Source organism: Streptomyces sp. NPDC056169 (assembly GCF_042268445.1).
Classification (GTDB): Bacteria; Actinomycetota; Actinomycetes; order Streptomycetales; family Streptomycetaceae; genus Streptomyces.
Window position 1 is genome coordinate 99,759 of the sequence record NZ_JBHJUO010000009.1, and the last position, 14,580, is coordinate 114,338.

General features: G+C 73.6%; 12 protein-coding genes. 7 read left to right on the top strand and 5 right to left on the bottom strand.

The features are described 5' to 3' along the window. Positions 1 to 8 precede the first annotated feature (8 nt). Entirely contained in the window at positions 9 to 458 is a 450-nt protein-coding gene (locus ACFC0G_RS16425) for a MarR family winged helix-turn-helix transcriptional regulator (protein ID WP_376403567.1), read from the bottom strand. A 93-nt stretch (positions 459 to 551) separates the two neighbouring features. Between ACFC0G_RS16425 and ACFC0G_RS16430 the strand changes: the two genes are divergently transcribed. The 5 genes from ACFC0G_RS16430 to ACFC0G_RS16450 all read left to right on the top strand — a co-directional run bounded on the left by ACFC0G_RS16430 (position 552) and on the right by ACFC0G_RS16450 (position 6,047). Next, the gene (locus tag ACFC0G_RS16430) at positions 552 to 1,316 is read left to right on the top strand and encodes a crotonase/enoyl-CoA hydratase family protein (RefSeq protein WP_376403569.1); all 765 of its coding nucleotides are present in this window, start codon (positions 552 to 554) and stop codon (positions 1,314 to 1,316) included. Continuing rightward, complete coding sequence (locus ACFC0G_RS16435) at positions 1,313 to 3,289, top strand: acetoacetate--CoA ligase (protein ID WP_376403571.1); 1,977 nt, start codon at positions 1,313 to 1,315, stop codon at positions 3,287 to 3,289. The genes ACFC0G_RS16430 and ACFC0G_RS16435 overlap by 4 nt, the downstream gene beginning before the upstream one ends. Further along, positions 3,286 to 4,170 (top strand): 3-hydroxyacyl-CoA dehydrogenase NAD-binding domain-containing protein, encoded by an 885-nt coding sequence (locus ACFC0G_RS16440; RefSeq protein WP_376403573.1) that lies wholly within the window; start codon positions 3,286 to 3,288, stop codon positions 4,168 to 4,170. Before ACFC0G_RS16435 ends, ACFC0G_RS16440 begins: the two co-directional genes overlap by 4 nt. 32 nt (positions 4,171 to 4,202) lie before the next feature. Further along, complete coding sequence (locus tag ACFC0G_RS16445; protein ID WP_376403932.1) at positions 4,203 to 5,063, top strand: amidohydrolase family protein; 861 nt, start codon at positions 4,203 to 4,205, stop codon at positions 5,061 to 5,063. Between the two features lie 69 nt (positions 5,064 to 5,132). After that, positions 5,133 to 6,047, top strand: a complete 915-nt coding sequence (locus tag ACFC0G_RS16450; RefSeq protein ID WP_376403575.1) for an adenosine kinase — start codon at positions 5,133 to 5,135, stop codon at positions 6,045 to 6,047. On the opposite strand, the gene ACFC0G_RS16455 is transcribed toward ACFC0G_RS16450, so the two are convergent. From ACFC0G_RS16455 to ACFC0G_RS16470, 4 genes are all read right to left on the bottom strand, one after another. Beyond that, positions 6,044 to 7,618, bottom strand: a complete 1,575-nt coding sequence (locus tag ACFC0G_RS16455; protein ID WP_376403577.1) for an amidohydrolase — start codon at positions 7,616 to 7,618, stop codon at positions 6,044 to 6,046. The two genes, ACFC0G_RS16450 and ACFC0G_RS16455, sit on opposite strands and share 4 nt — an antisense overlap. Positions 7,619 to 7,683: 65 nt before the next feature. Further along, a complete protein-coding gene (locus ACFC0G_RS16460) occupies positions 7,684 to 8,634 on the bottom strand; it encodes an ABC transporter ATP-binding protein (RefSeq protein ID WP_376403579.1) in 951 nt (316 codons plus the stop codon). Beyond that, positions 8,631 to 9,722 carry a FecCD family ABC transporter permease gene (locus tag ACFC0G_RS16465; protein ID WP_376403581.1) on the bottom strand — a complete coding sequence of 364 codons (1,092 nt, stop codon included), beginning with the start codon at positions 9,720 to 9,722 and terminating at the stop codon, positions 8,631 to 8,633. The genes ACFC0G_RS16460 and ACFC0G_RS16465 overlap by 4 nt, the downstream gene beginning before the upstream one ends. Continuing rightward, positions 9,719 to 10,780 carry a FecCD family ABC transporter permease gene (locus ACFC0G_RS16470; protein WP_376403583.1) on the bottom strand — a complete coding sequence of 354 codons (1,062 nt, stop codon included), beginning with the start codon at positions 10,778 to 10,780 and terminating at the stop codon, positions 9,719 to 9,721. Before ACFC0G_RS16470 ends, ACFC0G_RS16465 begins: the two co-directional genes overlap by 4 nt. A gap of 199 nt (positions 10,781 to 10,979) precedes the next feature. Between ACFC0G_RS16470 and ACFC0G_RS16475 the strand changes: the two genes are divergently transcribed. Then, the gene (locus ACFC0G_RS16475) at positions 10,980 to 12,677 is read left to right on the top strand and encodes an ABC transporter ATP-binding protein (protein ID WP_376403585.1); all 1,698 of its coding nucleotides are present in this window, start codon (positions 10,980 to 10,982) and stop codon (positions 12,675 to 12,677) included. Further along, the gene (locus ACFC0G_RS16480) at positions 12,674 to 14,578 is read left to right on the top strand and encodes an ABC transporter ATP-binding protein (RefSeq protein WP_376403588.1); all 1,905 of its coding nucleotides are present in this window, start codon (positions 12,674 to 12,676) and stop codon (positions 14,576 to 14,578) included. The genes ACFC0G_RS16475 and ACFC0G_RS16480 overlap by 4 nt, the downstream gene beginning before the upstream one ends. The last annotated feature ends 2 nt before the right edge of the window (positions 14,579 to 14,580 follow it).

A 14,580-nucleotide genomic window follows, 5' to 3' on the forward strand; every position in this document is an offset into this window, starting at 1 on the left:
GCCCAGCGTCAGCCGAGCGCCGCGCGGGCGCGGTTGAGGAAGTCGCGGAAGGCGGTGCGCTCGCGGGCCGTGAAGCCCGCGAGCATCTCGTCCTCCAGGTGCTGGACGGCCGTTGCGTGGAGGGCGAGCAGGGCGCGGCCCTCGTCGGTGAGGCTGATGACGTGGCGCCGCCGGCTCGCCGGGTCCGGGGACCGGGCGATGAGGCCGCGCCGCTCCAGGGCGCCGACCAGGTCGGACATCGACTGGGGCGTGACGAAGGAGTTGCGGGCGAGCTCCGCCGAGGACATGCCGTCCCGGCGTTCGAGCACGGTCAGCGCCGTGTACTGGAGGGCGGTGACGCCCGAGGGCCTGAGCAGCTCGTCGAGCCGGGCCCGGGTGGCCAGCTCGACCTGTTTCACCGAGTACAGCAGAGACGGCGGCGTGGTGTCCGTCACCTTCGCTCCCCCTCCCTCCATCATCAGGAATCCTGTCGAAAATCCTAGCGCAACCCCCTTGCCCGACGGCGGCACGTCCTCCGATACTCAGGATTCCTGATGATTGAGGAGTCCTTCTTGAGCACGCTGTCGATCGACCGCCATGACGGAGTGGCGGTCCTGACGCTCTGCCGGCCGGCCAAGCGCAACGCCCTCGACGACGCCACGGTGCTGGCCGTCGAGGCGTTCTTCCGGAAGCCGGGCCCCGACGTCCGGGCCGTCGTCCTGGACGCCGAGGGCGACCACTTCTCGGCCGGGCTCGACCTCGGCGAGCTGACCGAGCGGTCCACCGAGGAGGCGCTGGAGCACTCGCTCATGTGGCACCGCGTCTTCGACACGATCGAGGGCGGCCGGGTCCCCGTGGTCGCCGCGCTGAAGGGAGCGGTCATCGGCGGCGGTCTGGAACTGGCGGCCGCCGCGCACCTGCGCGTGGCCGAGCCGTCCACGTTCTACGCGCTGCCGGAGGGGCAGCGCGGACTGTTCGTCGGCGGTGGCGGCTCCGTCCGGATCCCGCGGCTGATCGGCGCGCACCGGATGGCGGACATGATGCTCACCGGCCGCGTCCTCGACGCCGCCGAGGGCCAGGCCGTCGGCCTCTCGCACTATCTGACCCCCGAGGGCGGGGCGCGCGCCAAGGCCCTGGAGCTCGCGGAGCGGATCGCGGCCAACGCGCCGCTGACCAACTTCGCCGTCCTCCAGGCACTCCCCCGCATCGCCGAGGCCTCGCCCGCCGGCGGCCTCCTGCTCGAATCCCTCATGGCGGCCGTCGCCGCCGGCAGCGACGACGCCCAGGCGAGGATGCGGGCCTTCCTCGACGGCCGCGCCGGAAAGGTCACCCGATGAGCGAGATCCTCAGCACGCCCGGCCCCCGGGTCAGGGACGAGTCGGAGATCGGCCGCTACCTCCGCTGGCTGGAGTCCGAGCGGGGCCTGTACTTCCCGGACTACGCCGGCCTGTGGCAGTGGTCCGTCACCGATCTGGAGGGCTTCTGGTCCTCGGTCTGGGAGTTCTTCGACGTCCGCCCGCACACCCCGCCCACCGCCGTCCTGGGCCGCAGGTCCATGCCGGACACCGAGTGGTTCCCCGGCGCGACCCTCAACTACGCCGAGCACGCCCTCGGCCGGGAGGAAGATCTCGACGCCGTCGCGGTCGTCGCCCACTCCCAGACCCGGGCGCCGATGGAGCTGACCTTCGGCGAGCTCCGCGACCGGGTCGCCCGGGCCCGCGCCGGGCTGCTCCGCCTCGGCGTCGGCAAGGGCGACCGGGTCGTCGCGTACCTGCCGAACATCCCGGAGACGCTGGTCGCCTTCCTCGCCACGGCGAGCATCGGGGCGGTCTGGGCTGCCTGCGCACCGGAGTTCGGGCCGCGCAGCGTCGTCGACCGCTTCGCCCAGCTCGAACCGAAGGTGCTGCTCACCGTCGCCGGCTACCGCTACGGCGAGCGGGACGTCGACCGCCGCACCGAGGTCGCGGAGATCGCCGCCGGGCTCCCCACCGTGGAGCGGATCGTCCACGTCCCGTACGGCCCGAACGCACTGCCCGACGCAATGGGCTGGGCGGAGCTGCTCGCGGAGCCGGCCCCCGGGCCCGTGTCCTTCGAGCCCGTGCCGTTCGACCATCCGCTGTTCGTGCTGTTCTCCTCCGGCACCACCGGCATCCCCAAGGCGATCGTCCACCGCCACGGCGGGATCCTCCTGGAGCACCTGAAGAACAACGCGCTGAGCTGGGACCTGAAGCCCGGCGACCGGATGCTCTGGTTCAGCACCACCGCCTGGATGCTGTGGAACACCCTGGTCTCCGCGCTGCTCGTGCGCGCCTCGATCGTCATGATCGACGGCAATCCGGTCCATCCGGAGCTGCGGGAGCAGTGGCGGATCGCCGCCGAGACGGGGGCCACGCTCATGGGCGTCAGCCCCGGCTATCTGATGGCCTGCCGCAAGGCCGGGGTGCGGCCCGCCGAGGAGTTCGACCTGTCGCGGCTGCGGCAGCTCGGCGCGGCGGGCAGCCCGCTCGCCGCCGAAGGCTTCCACTGGGTGGCCGAGCAGTTCGGCGACCGGGTCCTCCTGAACGTCGGCTGCGGCGGCACCGACGTGTGCACCGGCATCCTCCAGGGCAGCCCGCTCCAGACGGTGCGCGCCGGGGAGATCTCCGGCCCGTGCCTCGGGGTCGCCGCGTACGCCTACGACGCCGAGGGCAAGCCGGTCGTCGGGGAGCTGGGCGAGCTGGTGATCACCGAGCCGATGCCGTCGATGCCCGTCGGGTTCTGGGGCGACACCGACGGCTCCCGCTACCGGGCCGCCTACTTCGAGGAGTTCCCGGGGGTGTGGCGGCACGGCGACTGGGTGCGGTTCGCGCCCGAGGGCCACTGCGTCGTCGCCGGACGCTCCGACGCCACGCTCAACCGGGGCGGGGTCCGGCTCGGCACCGCGGAGTTCTACGCCGTCGTCGAGGACCTGCCCGAGATCGACGACAGCCTCGTCGTCCACATCGAGGACCCCGAGGGCGGCAACGGCGAACTGCTGCTCTTCGTCGCGGGCCCCGTCGAGCTCGACGACGCCCTCCGTACGAGGATCGCCCGGGCCCTGCGGTCGGCGCTCTCGCCCCGGCACGTCCCCGACGTCATCGAGCGGGTGCCCGCCGTCCCGCGCAACCGGACCGGCAAGAAGCTGGAGGTGCCGGTGAAGCGGATCCTCCTCGGCGCGGCCCCCGAGTCCGTCGCGAGCACCGACGTCCTCGCCGACCCCCGCTCGCTCGACACCTTCGTCGCGTACGCCGCCAAGCGCGCCGGCGCGCCGAACGACGGGAGCGCGTCATGAGGATCGCCGTCGTCGGAACCGGCGTCATCGGGGCCTCCTGGACCACCCTCTTCCTGGAGTACGGGCACGAGGTCGTCGCCACCGACCCGGCGCCCGGCGCGGAGGACCGGCTCCGGGCCGCCGTCACCGCCGACCAGACCCGGCTGACGTTCACCACGGACCTCGCCGGGGCCGTCGCGGACGCCGGCTTCGTCCAGGAGAACGGCCCCGAGCGGCCCGAGCTCAAGGACGAGGTCTTCGCCGTCCTCGACGCCGCCGCCCCGCCGGAGACGGTCCTGGCGAGCAGCTCCTCCGGGCTGCTGCCGTCCCGGATCCAGCGGGCCTGCGCGGCCCACCCCGAACGGGTCCTCGTCGGGCATCCGTTCAACCCGCCGCACCTCATCCCGCTGGTCGAGGTCGTGCCGGGGGAACGGACGGGCGAGGCCGCCGTGGAGGAGGCCATGGCGTTCTACCGCGGCCTCGGCCGGCGGCCGATCAGGCTGCGCCAGGAGCTGCCCGGGCATGTCGCGAACCGGCTCCAGGCGGCGCTGTGGCGCGAGGCGTACTCCCTCGTCGGCCGGGGCGCGGCAAGCGTCGCCGACATCGACACGGCCATCGCCCACGGGCCCGGTCTGCGCTGGGCCCTGCTCGGGCCGTTCCTCAACCAGCACCTCTCGGGCGGCGCGGGCGGCATCGCGCACGTACTGGAGCATCTCGGCCCGCCCATGGAGGAGTGGTGGGCGGACCTCGGCGCGCCGCGCCTCACGCCCGAGCTGACGCACGCGATCACCCGAGGCGTCGCCGAAGAGCTGGCCGGGACCTCCGAGGCCGATGTCGTCGCCGAACGCGACGCGCTCCTCGCTCTTCTCCTCGACGCCAAGAACCGGACCGACCACCTGTGAGCACCCCGATGAGCCTGCCGATGAACCCGTCGATGAACCACGACGAGCTGACCGCGATCGACTTCCACGTCCACGTGGAGCAGGACGCCCATGGCCATCTCGCGCTCGACGCCGAGCTGATGGACGCCTCGGCCGCCTACTTCAAGTCCGGCCAGGACCGCACCCCGACCGTCGAGCGCCTCGCGGCGTACTACCGCGAGCGCCGGACGGCCGCCGTGATCTTCACGGTGGACGCCACCACGGGACTCGGCCACCCGGCCCTGTCCAGCGAGGAGATCGCCGCGGCCGCGGCCGAACACCCCGACGTCCTCATCCCGTTCGGATCGGTCGACCCGCACCGGCCCGACGCCGTCGACCGGGCCCGGGCGCTCGTCCTCGACCACGGCGTCCGCGGCTTCAAGTTCCACCCGAGCCTCCAGGCGTTCGCGCCGAACGAGCGGGAGCACTACCCGCTCTACGAGGCGATCCAGGAGCTGGGCGTCCCCGCGCTGTTCCACACGGGGCAGACGGGGATCGGCGCGGGCCTGCCCGGCGGGCGCGGCATCAAGCTGCGCTACTCGAATCCGATGCTCCTGGACGACGTCGCGGCCGACTTCCCCGGTCTGACGATCGTCCTGGCGCACCCGTCGGTGCCGTGGCAGGACGAGGCGATCTCCATCGCCACGCACAAGGCCAACGTCCACATCGATCTGTCGGGCTGGTCGCCGAAGTACTTCCCGCCGCAGCTCGTCAGGGCGGCCGGCTCCTTCCTCCGGCACAAGGTGCTGTTCGGCTCGGACTTCCCGGTCGTGACGCCGGACCGCTGGCTGGCCGACTTCGACACCCTCGACATCAAGCCGGAGGTCCGGCCGCTGATCCTCAAGGAGAACGCCGTACGTCTTCTCGGCCTCTAGCCCTGTGCAATATCTTGCTGCAACACTCAGCAAGATATTGCACAGGGCAGTACGACGAGAGGAACCACGATGGCCGGCGAGTACGACGTCCTCGTCCTGGGAGGGGCGGGCGTCGACACGATCGTGTACGTCCCCGAGCTCCCCCTGCCGTACGCCGACAGCTACATGATCCGGCCGGGCATCGAGACCCGGGCCGGGCAGACCGGCGACTTCGTCGCGCTGGGGCTGAGCGCCCTGGGCCTGCGGACGCACCACCTCGACATGGTCGGCGACGACGCCCAGGGGGACCTCGTCCGCGCGTTCCACCGCGACCGGGGCATCGGCTTGACCGAAGTGCCCCTGCCCGGGGGGACGAAGCGGGCCGTCAACCTGGTCGGCCCCGACGGGCGGCGGCTCTCGCTCTACGACGACAGCCGCTCCCGGGAGTCGGACCGGCTGCCCGAGGAGCTGGTCCGCTCCCTGGCCGCGCGGAGCCGCCACGCGCACGTCTCGATCACCTACCCGTGCGCCTTCGCCCTGCCCCAGCTGCGCGAGGCGGGCCTGACGATCTCGACGGACCTGCACGACTGGGACGGCGAGAACCCGTATCACGAGCCGTTCGCCTACGGCTCCGACGTCGTCTTCGTGTCCGCCACGGCCCTGGCGGACACGGAGAAGACCATGCGCCGGATCCTGGAGCGGGGCCGGGCCGAGGTCGTGGTCGCCACCGCCGGGGCCGCGGGCGCGTACCTGCTGACCGCGGACGGGCTCGTCCACGTCCCGGCCGTCACGCCGCGCGCCCCGGTGGTCGACTCCAACGGCGCGGGCGACGCCTTCGCCGCCGGTTTCCTCTTCGGCCGGCTGACGGGCGAGGCCCCGGCCCGGTGCGCACTGTACGGCGCGGTGGCCGGCGCCTACGCCTGCACCGTACCGGCGACCGACTGCGACGCCATCGACCGCGCGAGGCTCCTCCGCGAGGCCGGCGAACCGCCCGGCGGGATCTAGGCCTTGCCCTCCCCGGCGCGGTGGCCGTCCACGTACGTCGCCACGATCTCGATGTCCCCGATCCGGGACGGATCCACGCGGCGCGGGTCGTCTCCGAGAACCACGAGGTCCGCGCGCTTGCCGGGGCTCAGACTGCCGGCCGTGTCGTCCCAGCGGCAGGCGTACGCGCCGGCGACGGTGTAGGCGTGCAGGGCCTCGTCGACGGTGACGGCCTCGTCCGGGCCGATCCGGCGGCCGGAGAGGGAGGCGCGCTCCACCATGAACTGGACGGCCCGCAGCGGCGAGCCGTCCGTGACCGGCCGGTCCGAGCTGCCGACGAGGGTGACGCCGTGGTCGAGGAATCCCCGGCCCCGGTACATCCACGGCGCCCGCGACTCCCCCATGATCTCCGCGTAGTCGTCGCCGAAGGAGCGCAGGAAGTTGGGCTGGACGACGGCGCCGGCGCCGAGGCGCCCGAGGCGCGGGAGCTGGTCGGGGCGGATCAGCCCGGCGTGCTCGATCCGGTGCCGGGCGTCGGGGCGGGGCCGCAGCTCCTGGGCGCGCTCCAGGGCGTCGAGGGCGAGGTCGGCGGCACGGTCCCCGATGGCGTGGACGGCGAGCTGCCAGCCCGCGAGGTGGCCGTCCACGATCAGCTGCGCGAGCCGCTCGGGGTCGTCCTGGAGCTGCCCGGTGTGGGACGTCCCCTCGTACGGGGCGGTGAGGGCGGCCGTACGGGCCATCATCCCGCCGTCCGTGTAGATCTTGAGCGCGCCGAGGGACAGCCAGTCGTCGCCGAAGCCCGTCCGCAGGCCCAGGTCGAGGGCGCGGGGGATGCCGTCGTCGCGGTGCGCGTCGCGCGGTCGCAGGGTGTCGCCCGCGGCCATGAGCTGGACCCGCAGGGGCAACCTCCCCTGGTCGCGAAGGAGTTGGTACGCGCCGAGCTCGACCGGGCTGTGGCCGAGGAGGCCGCCGCCGATGCCCGCCTCGGCCACGGCGGTGATCCCCTCGGCCAGGCAGGCGCGGCCCGCGAGCTCGATGGCGTCCGCCAGCTCCTCCTGGGAGTACGGCAGCCGGAGGCGGCGTACGGCGGCCATGGCGCTCTCGACGAGGAAGCCGTCCTGGTGCGGCACGTCGGCCGGGAGGAGGTCCAGGACGGCGCTGTTGACCACGCACGCGTGTCCGGAGTCGTGCAGGACGAAGAGCTTGCGCCCGTGGGCGACCCGGTCGAGTTCGGCGGCGGTGAGGTGGCGGCCGAGCGACCGCTGGTCGTATCCGGCGATGTCCACCCAGGCGCCGGGCGCCTTGCGTGCGGCGGCATCCTGGACGACGGCGAGCACGTCCTCGACGCGCTCGCACGGAGCGATGCTCGGGGTGTTCGCCTTCAGCCCGGTCCACGCGAGGTGCACGTGGCTGTCGATGAAGCCGGGCAGCACGGTGGCGCCCTGGAGGTCGACGACCTCGCGGGCGGGCAGCGAGGTCACGGCCTCGTCGAGGCCGACGATCCGGCCGCGCCAGATCCCGAGGTCATGGGCGACGGGGTGGTCCGGGTCCATCGTGAGGATGTGCGCGTTCGTCAGCCTCGTACAGAGCATGGGCGATCCGTCCGGTTCGTCGTCGTCTTCGGCGGGCGGCGGCAGCAACGTCGCCGCCGCCGCCGTCAGGAGGTCGGGGCGAGCTCAGTGGCCTGGGTGGCCTGGGTGGCCTGGGGAGTCTCCGCGGCCACGGCGGTGGGCGCGTACCGCTTGGGGGCCGCCGGCACCATCAGCGGTGTTCCCGTCTCCGGGTCGTCGATGATCCGGCAGGGCAGGCCGAACACGTCCTCGACCAGCTCGGCGGTCATGACGGTCGACGGATCGCCCTCGGCGGCGATCACGCCCCCGGGCCGCATCACGATGAGGTGCGTGGCGTAGCGGCACGCCTGGTTGAGGTCGTGGAGGACGGCGACGACCGTGTGGCCCTCGCGGGCGTGGAGTTCGGCGCACAGGTCGAGGACCTCGACCTGGTGGGCGATGTCCAGGAAGGTCGTCGGCTCGTCGAGGAGCAGGATCGAGGTCTGCTGCGCCAGGACCATGGACAGCCAGACGCGCTGGCGCTGGCCGCCGGAGAGGTCGTCGACGGGCCGGTCGGCGAGTTCGAGGACGCCGGTCTTCCGCATCGCCTCGACCACGGCCGCCTCGTCGTCGGCGGACCACTGCTTCAGCATTCCCTGGTGCGGGTACCGGCCGCGGGCGACGAGGTCGCCGACGGTGATGCCGCCGGGCGCGGTCGAGGACTGCGGGAGCAGCCCGAGGCGGCGGGCGACCTCGCGGGACCGGTAGGAGCTGATGGCGCGGCCGTCGAGGTAGACCTGTCCGGCGCGGGGCTTGAGCATCCGGGCGAGCGCGGTGAGGAGCGTGGACTTGCCGCAGGCGTTCGGGCCGATGATCACGGTGAACGAGTGGTCGGGGATGTCGACGCCGAGGCCGGTCGCGACCGTCCGCTGGCCGTAGGAGAGGGTGAGGTTCTCGGCACGCAGGCGGGAGGCGGGGCGGTGCGCCGGGCGGCCCGACGGACCGTTCACCGGGCCGTTCGTCGAGCGGTCCGTCGGGCGGTTCTCTGTTGCTGTCATGCGCGGCTCTTTCGCGACTCGGTGACCAGTAGCCAGATGAGGTAGAGCCCGCCGACGCAGCCGGTCGCCGTGCCCACGGGAAGCAGCGCGGGGGCGAAGAGGCGCTGCACGGCGAGGTCGCTCAGGGCGAGCATCAGCGCGCCCATGAGGGCGGACGGCAGCAGGGCGGGCCCGGAGGAGCGGGTCAGCTTGCGGGCCACCTGGGGCGCGGCCAGGGCGATGAACCAGATGGGGCCGGTGACGGCGGTGGCGAACGCGGCGAGGGCGACGCTGATGACGAGGAGGAGGGTGCGGGTGCGGGCCACGTCGACGCCGAGGGCCATGGCGGTGGTGTCGCCCATCTCGACCATGGAGAGCCGGCGGGAGAGGAAGAAGGCGAGCGGCAGCAGGACGGCGACGGCGATGCCGATGGCGTTCGCGTGGGTCCAGAGGCGGTTGCCCAGACTGCCGATCAGCCAGGCCTGGGCCTCCAGGGCCTCCTGGAAGGTCGCCCGGGTGATCAGGTACGAGTTGACGGCGAGGAGCAGGGCGCTGACGCCGATGCCGACGACGACCAGGCGGAATCCCTGGATCCCCCGGCCGAGCATGAGGAGGTGGACGGCGAGGGCGGTGGCGAGGCCGCCGGCCAGCGCACCGAGCGCGATCTGCGTCATGCTGCCGTGGAGCACGACGATGACGACGAGGGCGCCCACGGCGGAGCCGTTGGTGAAGCCGATGATGTCGGGGCTGCCGAGGGGGTTGCCCGTGACGCTCTGCAGGATGGCCCCGCTGACGGCGAGGGCGGCGCCGACGCACAGCGCGGTCACGAGCCGCGGCATGCGCAGGGTGTTGACGACGAAGTCGGCGATGCCGGAGCCGTTGCCGGTGAGGGCCTGGAGGACCTCACCGACGGAGAGGTCGAAGTCGCCCGTGGTCAGGGTGGTGCCGACGACGGCGAGGAGCGCGGCGAGGATCCCGGCGGTGACGGCGACGGTCCGGCCCCGGACGAGCAGGGAGACGGTCCCCGAGGGCGTACGGACGACCCGGCCGGTGACGACGCGGGGCGGCGACGGGGGTCCGGAGGCCTTCGCCTCCCGTACGGCAGTCACAGCATGACCAGCTTTCGGCGGCGGCAGAGGGCGATGAAGAGGGGCGCTCCGATGAACGCGGTGACGATGCCGACCTGCACCTCGCCGGGGGCGCCGATGACCCGGCCGATGACGTCCGAGCCGATGAGGAGGACGGGGGCGATGAGCATCGAGTACGCGAACACCCACCGCTGGTCGGGGCCGACGACGAACCGGGCGACGTGCGGGACGGCGAGCCCCACGAAGCCGATCGGTCCGGCGGCGGCAGTGGCGGCGCCGCACAGCAGCATCACGGCGACGGCGCCGAGGGCGCGGGTCCGGCCGACGTTCACGCCGAGGGCCCGCCCCATCTGGTCGCCCATGGCCAGGGCGTTGAGCGAGGGTGCGAGCACGAGGGCGATGACCAGGCCCACGGCGATGAACGGCAGGGCCATCAGGACGACGTCGCCGTAGCGGCCCGCGAGCGAGCCGACGGTCCAGAAGCGGAACTGGTCGAAGGCCCTGGGGTTGAGGAGCAGGATCGCCCAGTTGAAGGCGTACAGCACCGCGGTGACGGCGGCGCCGGCGACGACGAGCCGCTCGGGCGAGGCGAGCTTCCGGCCGGAGGAGCCGAGGAGGTAGACCCCGACGGACGCGGCGGCGGCGCCGGCGAGGGCGAACCACACGTAGCCGAGGGGCGCCGCGATCCCGAAGAAGGCGATGGCCACCACCACGCCGGCGGAGGCGCCGAGGTTGACGCCGAGCATGCCGGGGTCGGCGAGCGGATTGCGGGTCAGGGCCTGCATCAGGGCGCCGGCGAGGCCGAGCGCCATGCCGACGAGCATGCCGAGGAGGGTCCGGGGGATGCGGTAGTCATGGATGATCACCGACGTCTCCGACCCGTCGGGGTTCCACAGGGCGTTCCAGGTGGCGGTGAAGGGGATGCCCCGGGTGCCGACCCAGACGCTGAGGAGGGAGACGAGGACGAGTAACGCGACGCCGAGGACCAGGCCGAGGCTCCGGAGCGTCGCCCCGGTGCGGCCCGAGTGGGGTGCCGCGTCGACGGCCTTCCCGACCTGATCGCGGGACTGGAGGGACAACAACAGCTCCCCTGACGGCAGTTGACACGCGGGGCGAGCCCCGCGACACACGGACTGACGGGTCGATACGGAGGCGATACCGAGACGATGACGAGGCGATACTTAGGTGAGGCTAACCGAACGCAAACGGCCGGTCAACGCGCAAGACAGTCAGAGTAGGCTTACCTAACCATCACCTACCTCTCCGTGGAGGAGTCCCATGCCAACGGGCGTACCGACAGGGGCAGTTGTCCTCCGTCGAGCGATCAGAGGGCAGCGTCCGCGCATCGTCGCGGCGTCCCTGCTCGGCATGACCCACCAAGGCTGCGAGGCCCTGGTCCCCGTGGTCATCGGCGTCATCATCGACACGGCGGTGGCGACCGGCTCCTCCGACGCCCTGCTGCGCTGGCTCCTCGTCCTCGCGGCCCTCTTCCTCGTGCTCTCCACGTCCTACCGCACGAGCGCGCGAATCACCGAGGGCGCGGGCGAGCACGCCGCGCACCGGCTCCGCGTGGAACTGGCCGCGCGCGTCCTCGACCCCCGGGGCGGCGCCGAGACCAACCGGCTCCCCGGCGCCCTGACCAGCATCGCCACCAACGACGCCCGCCGGGTGGGTTCGGTGGCGACGATCATCGCGTACGGGGTGTCGGCGGTCGCCGCCCTCGTGATCAGCGCCGTCGCGCTCCTCAGGATCTCCGTCCCGCTCGGCCTCCTCGTCCTGCTCGGCATCCCGCCGCTGCTCTGGCTCGGGCACCGCATCAGCCGGCCCCTGGAACGGCGCAGCGAGACCGAGCAGGAGCGCGCCGCCCACGCCTCGGGCGTCGCCGCCGACCTCGTCTCCGGTCTGCGCGTCCTCAAGGGCATGGGCGCCGAGTCGGCGGCCGTCGCCCGCTACCGCACCACGAGCCAGGACTCGCTGGCCGCCGCCCTGCGCGCGGCCCGCAGCCGGGCCGGGCACGAGGGCGCGGTGCTCGCCCTGACCGGCGTCTTCATCGCCGTGATCGGCCTGGTCGGCGCCTACCTCGCCATGGACGGCACCATCAGCGTCGGCGACCTGGTGGCGGCCGTGGGTCTGGCGCAGTTCCTCCTCGGACCGTTCCAGCTGCTCACCTACGTCAACGCCGAACTCGCCCAGGGACGGGCGTCCGCCCGGCGGATCGCCGAGGTCCTGGCCGAGCCCGCCGCCGTCCGGGGCGGGGAGACCGTCCCGGCCGAACCGGCCGCCGGGCACCTCGCCCTGCGCGGTGTGTCGCTCGGCGCCCTGCGGGGCGTGGACCTCGACCTGCCCGCGGGCGGCCTGACCGGCATCGTCGCCAAGGACCCGGCGGCCGCCGCCGACCTGCTGCTCTGCCTGGCCCGGGAGCAGGACCCCGCCGAGGGCACGATCGAGCTCGACGGCGTCCCGCTGACCGGGCTCGACCCCGACGCGCTGCGCCGGGCCGTCCTGGTCGCCCACCACGACGCGGACCTGTTCGAGTCCAGCCTCCTCGACAACGTACGGGCCGGGGCCGACGGCGACACGGCGGCGGTCGACCGGGCCCTCGGGGCCTCGGCCGCCGACGACGTGGCCCAACTCCTCCCGGACGGCGTGGACACCCTCCTCGCCGAGCGCGGCCGGTCCCTGTCCGGCGGCCAGCGTCAGCGCGTCGCGCTCGCCCGGGCGCTCGCCGCCGACCGGCCCGTGCTCGTCCTGCACGATCCGACGACCGCCGTCGACACCGTCACCGAGTCGCGGATCGCGAGCCGGCTGCGGGAGGTCCGCCGGGGCCGGACGACCGTCCTCGTCACCACGAGTCCCGCGCTCCTCGCGGTGACCGACCGGGTGGTGGTCCTGGAGGACGGGGCCGTACGGGCCGCCGGCCACCACAACGACCTCCTCGTCGCCGACGAGACGTACCGCGCGACGGTGCTGGCATGACGGCGGCCGGCACGACGACCGACGAGGGACCGCGTACGACCCCGCCCAAGGAGACGGAACAGACCATGACCGGAAGCAGCCCGGACCGCACGCTCCTGCCGACCGCCACGGGCGCCGCGTGCCTGGCGGCGCTCCGCACGATGCTCCACGGCCACCGGCTCCTGGCCGTGGCCGCGACGGCCGTCCTGGTCGCCGGAACCGCGATCGGCCTGCTGACCGCCCCGATCCTCGGGCACATCGTCGACCTGGTCGTGGACCAGCGGGGCGCCCAGGCCCTGACGCTTCCGCTGGTCCTGCTCATCGCCGTCGCCGTGGCCCGGGGCGCGGCCACGGCCGTCGGCAGCACGCTCGTCGCCCGGCTCGGCGAGACCGTGCTCGCCGCGCTGCGCGAGCAGTTCATCGAGCGGGCGCTGCGGCTGCCGCTGGAGCGCGTCGAGGCGGCCGGCTCCGGCGACCTCGTCTCGCGGGTCACGAGCGACGTGACCATGATCGCGAAGTCGGTGCGCCAGGCGCTGCCCGAGTTCAGCCGGTCCGCGCTCACCATCGTGCTCACCTTCGTCGGACTCGCCGTCCTCGACTGGCGGTTCCTGCTCGCGGCGCTCCTCGCCGCGCCGGTCCAGGTGTTCTCCGTCCGCTGGTACATGCGCCGCTCCTCCCCCGTGTACGGGGCTCACCGCATCGCCACCGGCGCGCTGCAGCACCAGCTGCTCGACAGCGTCGGTGGCGCGCGGACCGTCCGCGCGTTCCGTCTCGGCGGGACGCACGCCGGCCTCCTGGACGAGCGGTCGGCGGCGGCGCGCGACCTCGGCCTGCGGGGCATCCACCTCGTCACCGGCTTCTTCTCCCGGCTGAACCTCGCGGAGTTCATCGGCCTGGCCGCGATGCTCGCCACCGGATTCGTCCTGGTCGACGGCGGTTCGGTCAGCATCGGTACGGCCACGGCCGCCGCGCTGTACTTCCACAGCCTCTTCAACCCGATCAACGCGACGCTGTACCTCCTGGACGACGCGCAGTCCGCCGGCGCGAGCTTCGCCCGCCTGGTGGGCGTCTCGGCCCTCCCGGCCGAGCCCGCGCCGCAGGACGCGGACGCTCCCGTGGACGGCTCGGTCACCGTCTCGGCGCTCAGCCACGCGTACGCCACCGGGGCGACGGTGCTGCACGAGGTCGACCTCGTCGTCCGCAGCGGGGAGCGGATCGCGCTGGTCGGCGCCAGCGGGGCCGGCAAGACGACCCTCGCCAAGGTCATCGCCGGGGTCCACACGCCGACGTCGGGCTCGATCACCCTCGGCGGGGTCCCCGTCGGGAAGCTGGGCCCGGCAGGGGTACGGCGCGCGGTGGCCCTCATCAGCCAGGAGGTGCACGTCTTCGCCGGGCCGCTCGCCGAGGACCTGCGCCTCGCCCGGCCCGACGCCGGTGACGAGGAGCTGCGCGCGGCCCTGGACCGGGTGGGCGCCCTGGAGTGGGCGGAGGCCCTGCCCGAGGGGCTCGCCACGGTCGTCGGGGAGGGCGGGCACCGGCTGACGGTGACGCAGGCACAGCATCTCGCGCTGGCCCGGCTGGTCCTCGCCGATCCGCCCATCGCCATCCTCGACGAGGCGACGGCCGACGCGGGCAGCGCGGGCGCGCGCGTCCTGGAGGACGCGGCGGCGCGGGCCCTTGAGGGCCGTACGGGCCTGATGGTGGCCCACCGTCTCCCGCAGGCCGCGACCGCCGACCGCGTCGTCGTCCTGGATCAGGGCCGGGTCGTGGAGATCGGCACCCACGAGGAGCTGATCGCCGTGGGCGGCCGGTACGCCGACCTGTGGGCGGCGTGGTCCGACAGCCGACGGCAGCCCGCGGAGAAGGTGCCGGGACCGGCCTCCGGTTCCGACTCCGAGGTGCCGGTCGCGCCGGCTCTCTAGGA

Bases quoted from the DNA above. Each gene is read 5' to 3' on its own strand.
- ACFC0G_RS16425 (WP_376403567.1), bottom strand. From the start codon at position 458: ATGATGGAGGGAGGGGGAGCGAAGGTGACGGACACCACGCCGCCGTCT.
- ACFC0G_RS16435 (WP_376403571.1), top strand. From the start codon at position 1,313: ATGAGCGAGATCCTCAGCACGCCCGGCCCCCGGGTCAGGGACGAGTCG.
- ACFC0G_RS16440 (WP_376403573.1), top strand. From the start codon at position 3,286: ATGAGGATCGCCGTCGTCGGAACCGGCGTCATCGGGGCCTCCTGGACC.
- ACFC0G_RS16445 (WP_376403932.1), top strand. From the start codon at position 4,203: ATGAACCACGACGAGCTGACCGCGATCGACTTCCACGTCCACGTGGAG.
- ACFC0G_RS16450 (WP_376403575.1), top strand. From the start codon at position 5,133: ATGGCCGGCGAGTACGACGTCCTCGTCCTGGGAGGGGCGGGCGTCGAC.
- ACFC0G_RS16455 (WP_376403577.1), bottom strand. From the start codon at position 7,618: ATGCTCTGTACGAGGCTGACGAACGCGCACATCCTCACGATGGACCCG.
- ACFC0G_RS16460 (WP_376403579.1), bottom strand. From the start codon at position 8,634: ATGACAGCAACAGAGAACCGCCCGACGGACCGCTCGACGAACGGCCCG.
- ACFC0G_RS16475 (WP_376403585.1), top strand. From the start codon at position 10,980: ATGCCAACGGGCGTACCGACAGGGGCAGTTGTCCTCCGTCGAGCGATC.
- ACFC0G_RS16480 (WP_376403588.1), top strand. From the start codon at position 12,674: ATGACGGCGGCCGGCACGACGACCGACGAGGGACCGCGTACGACCCCG.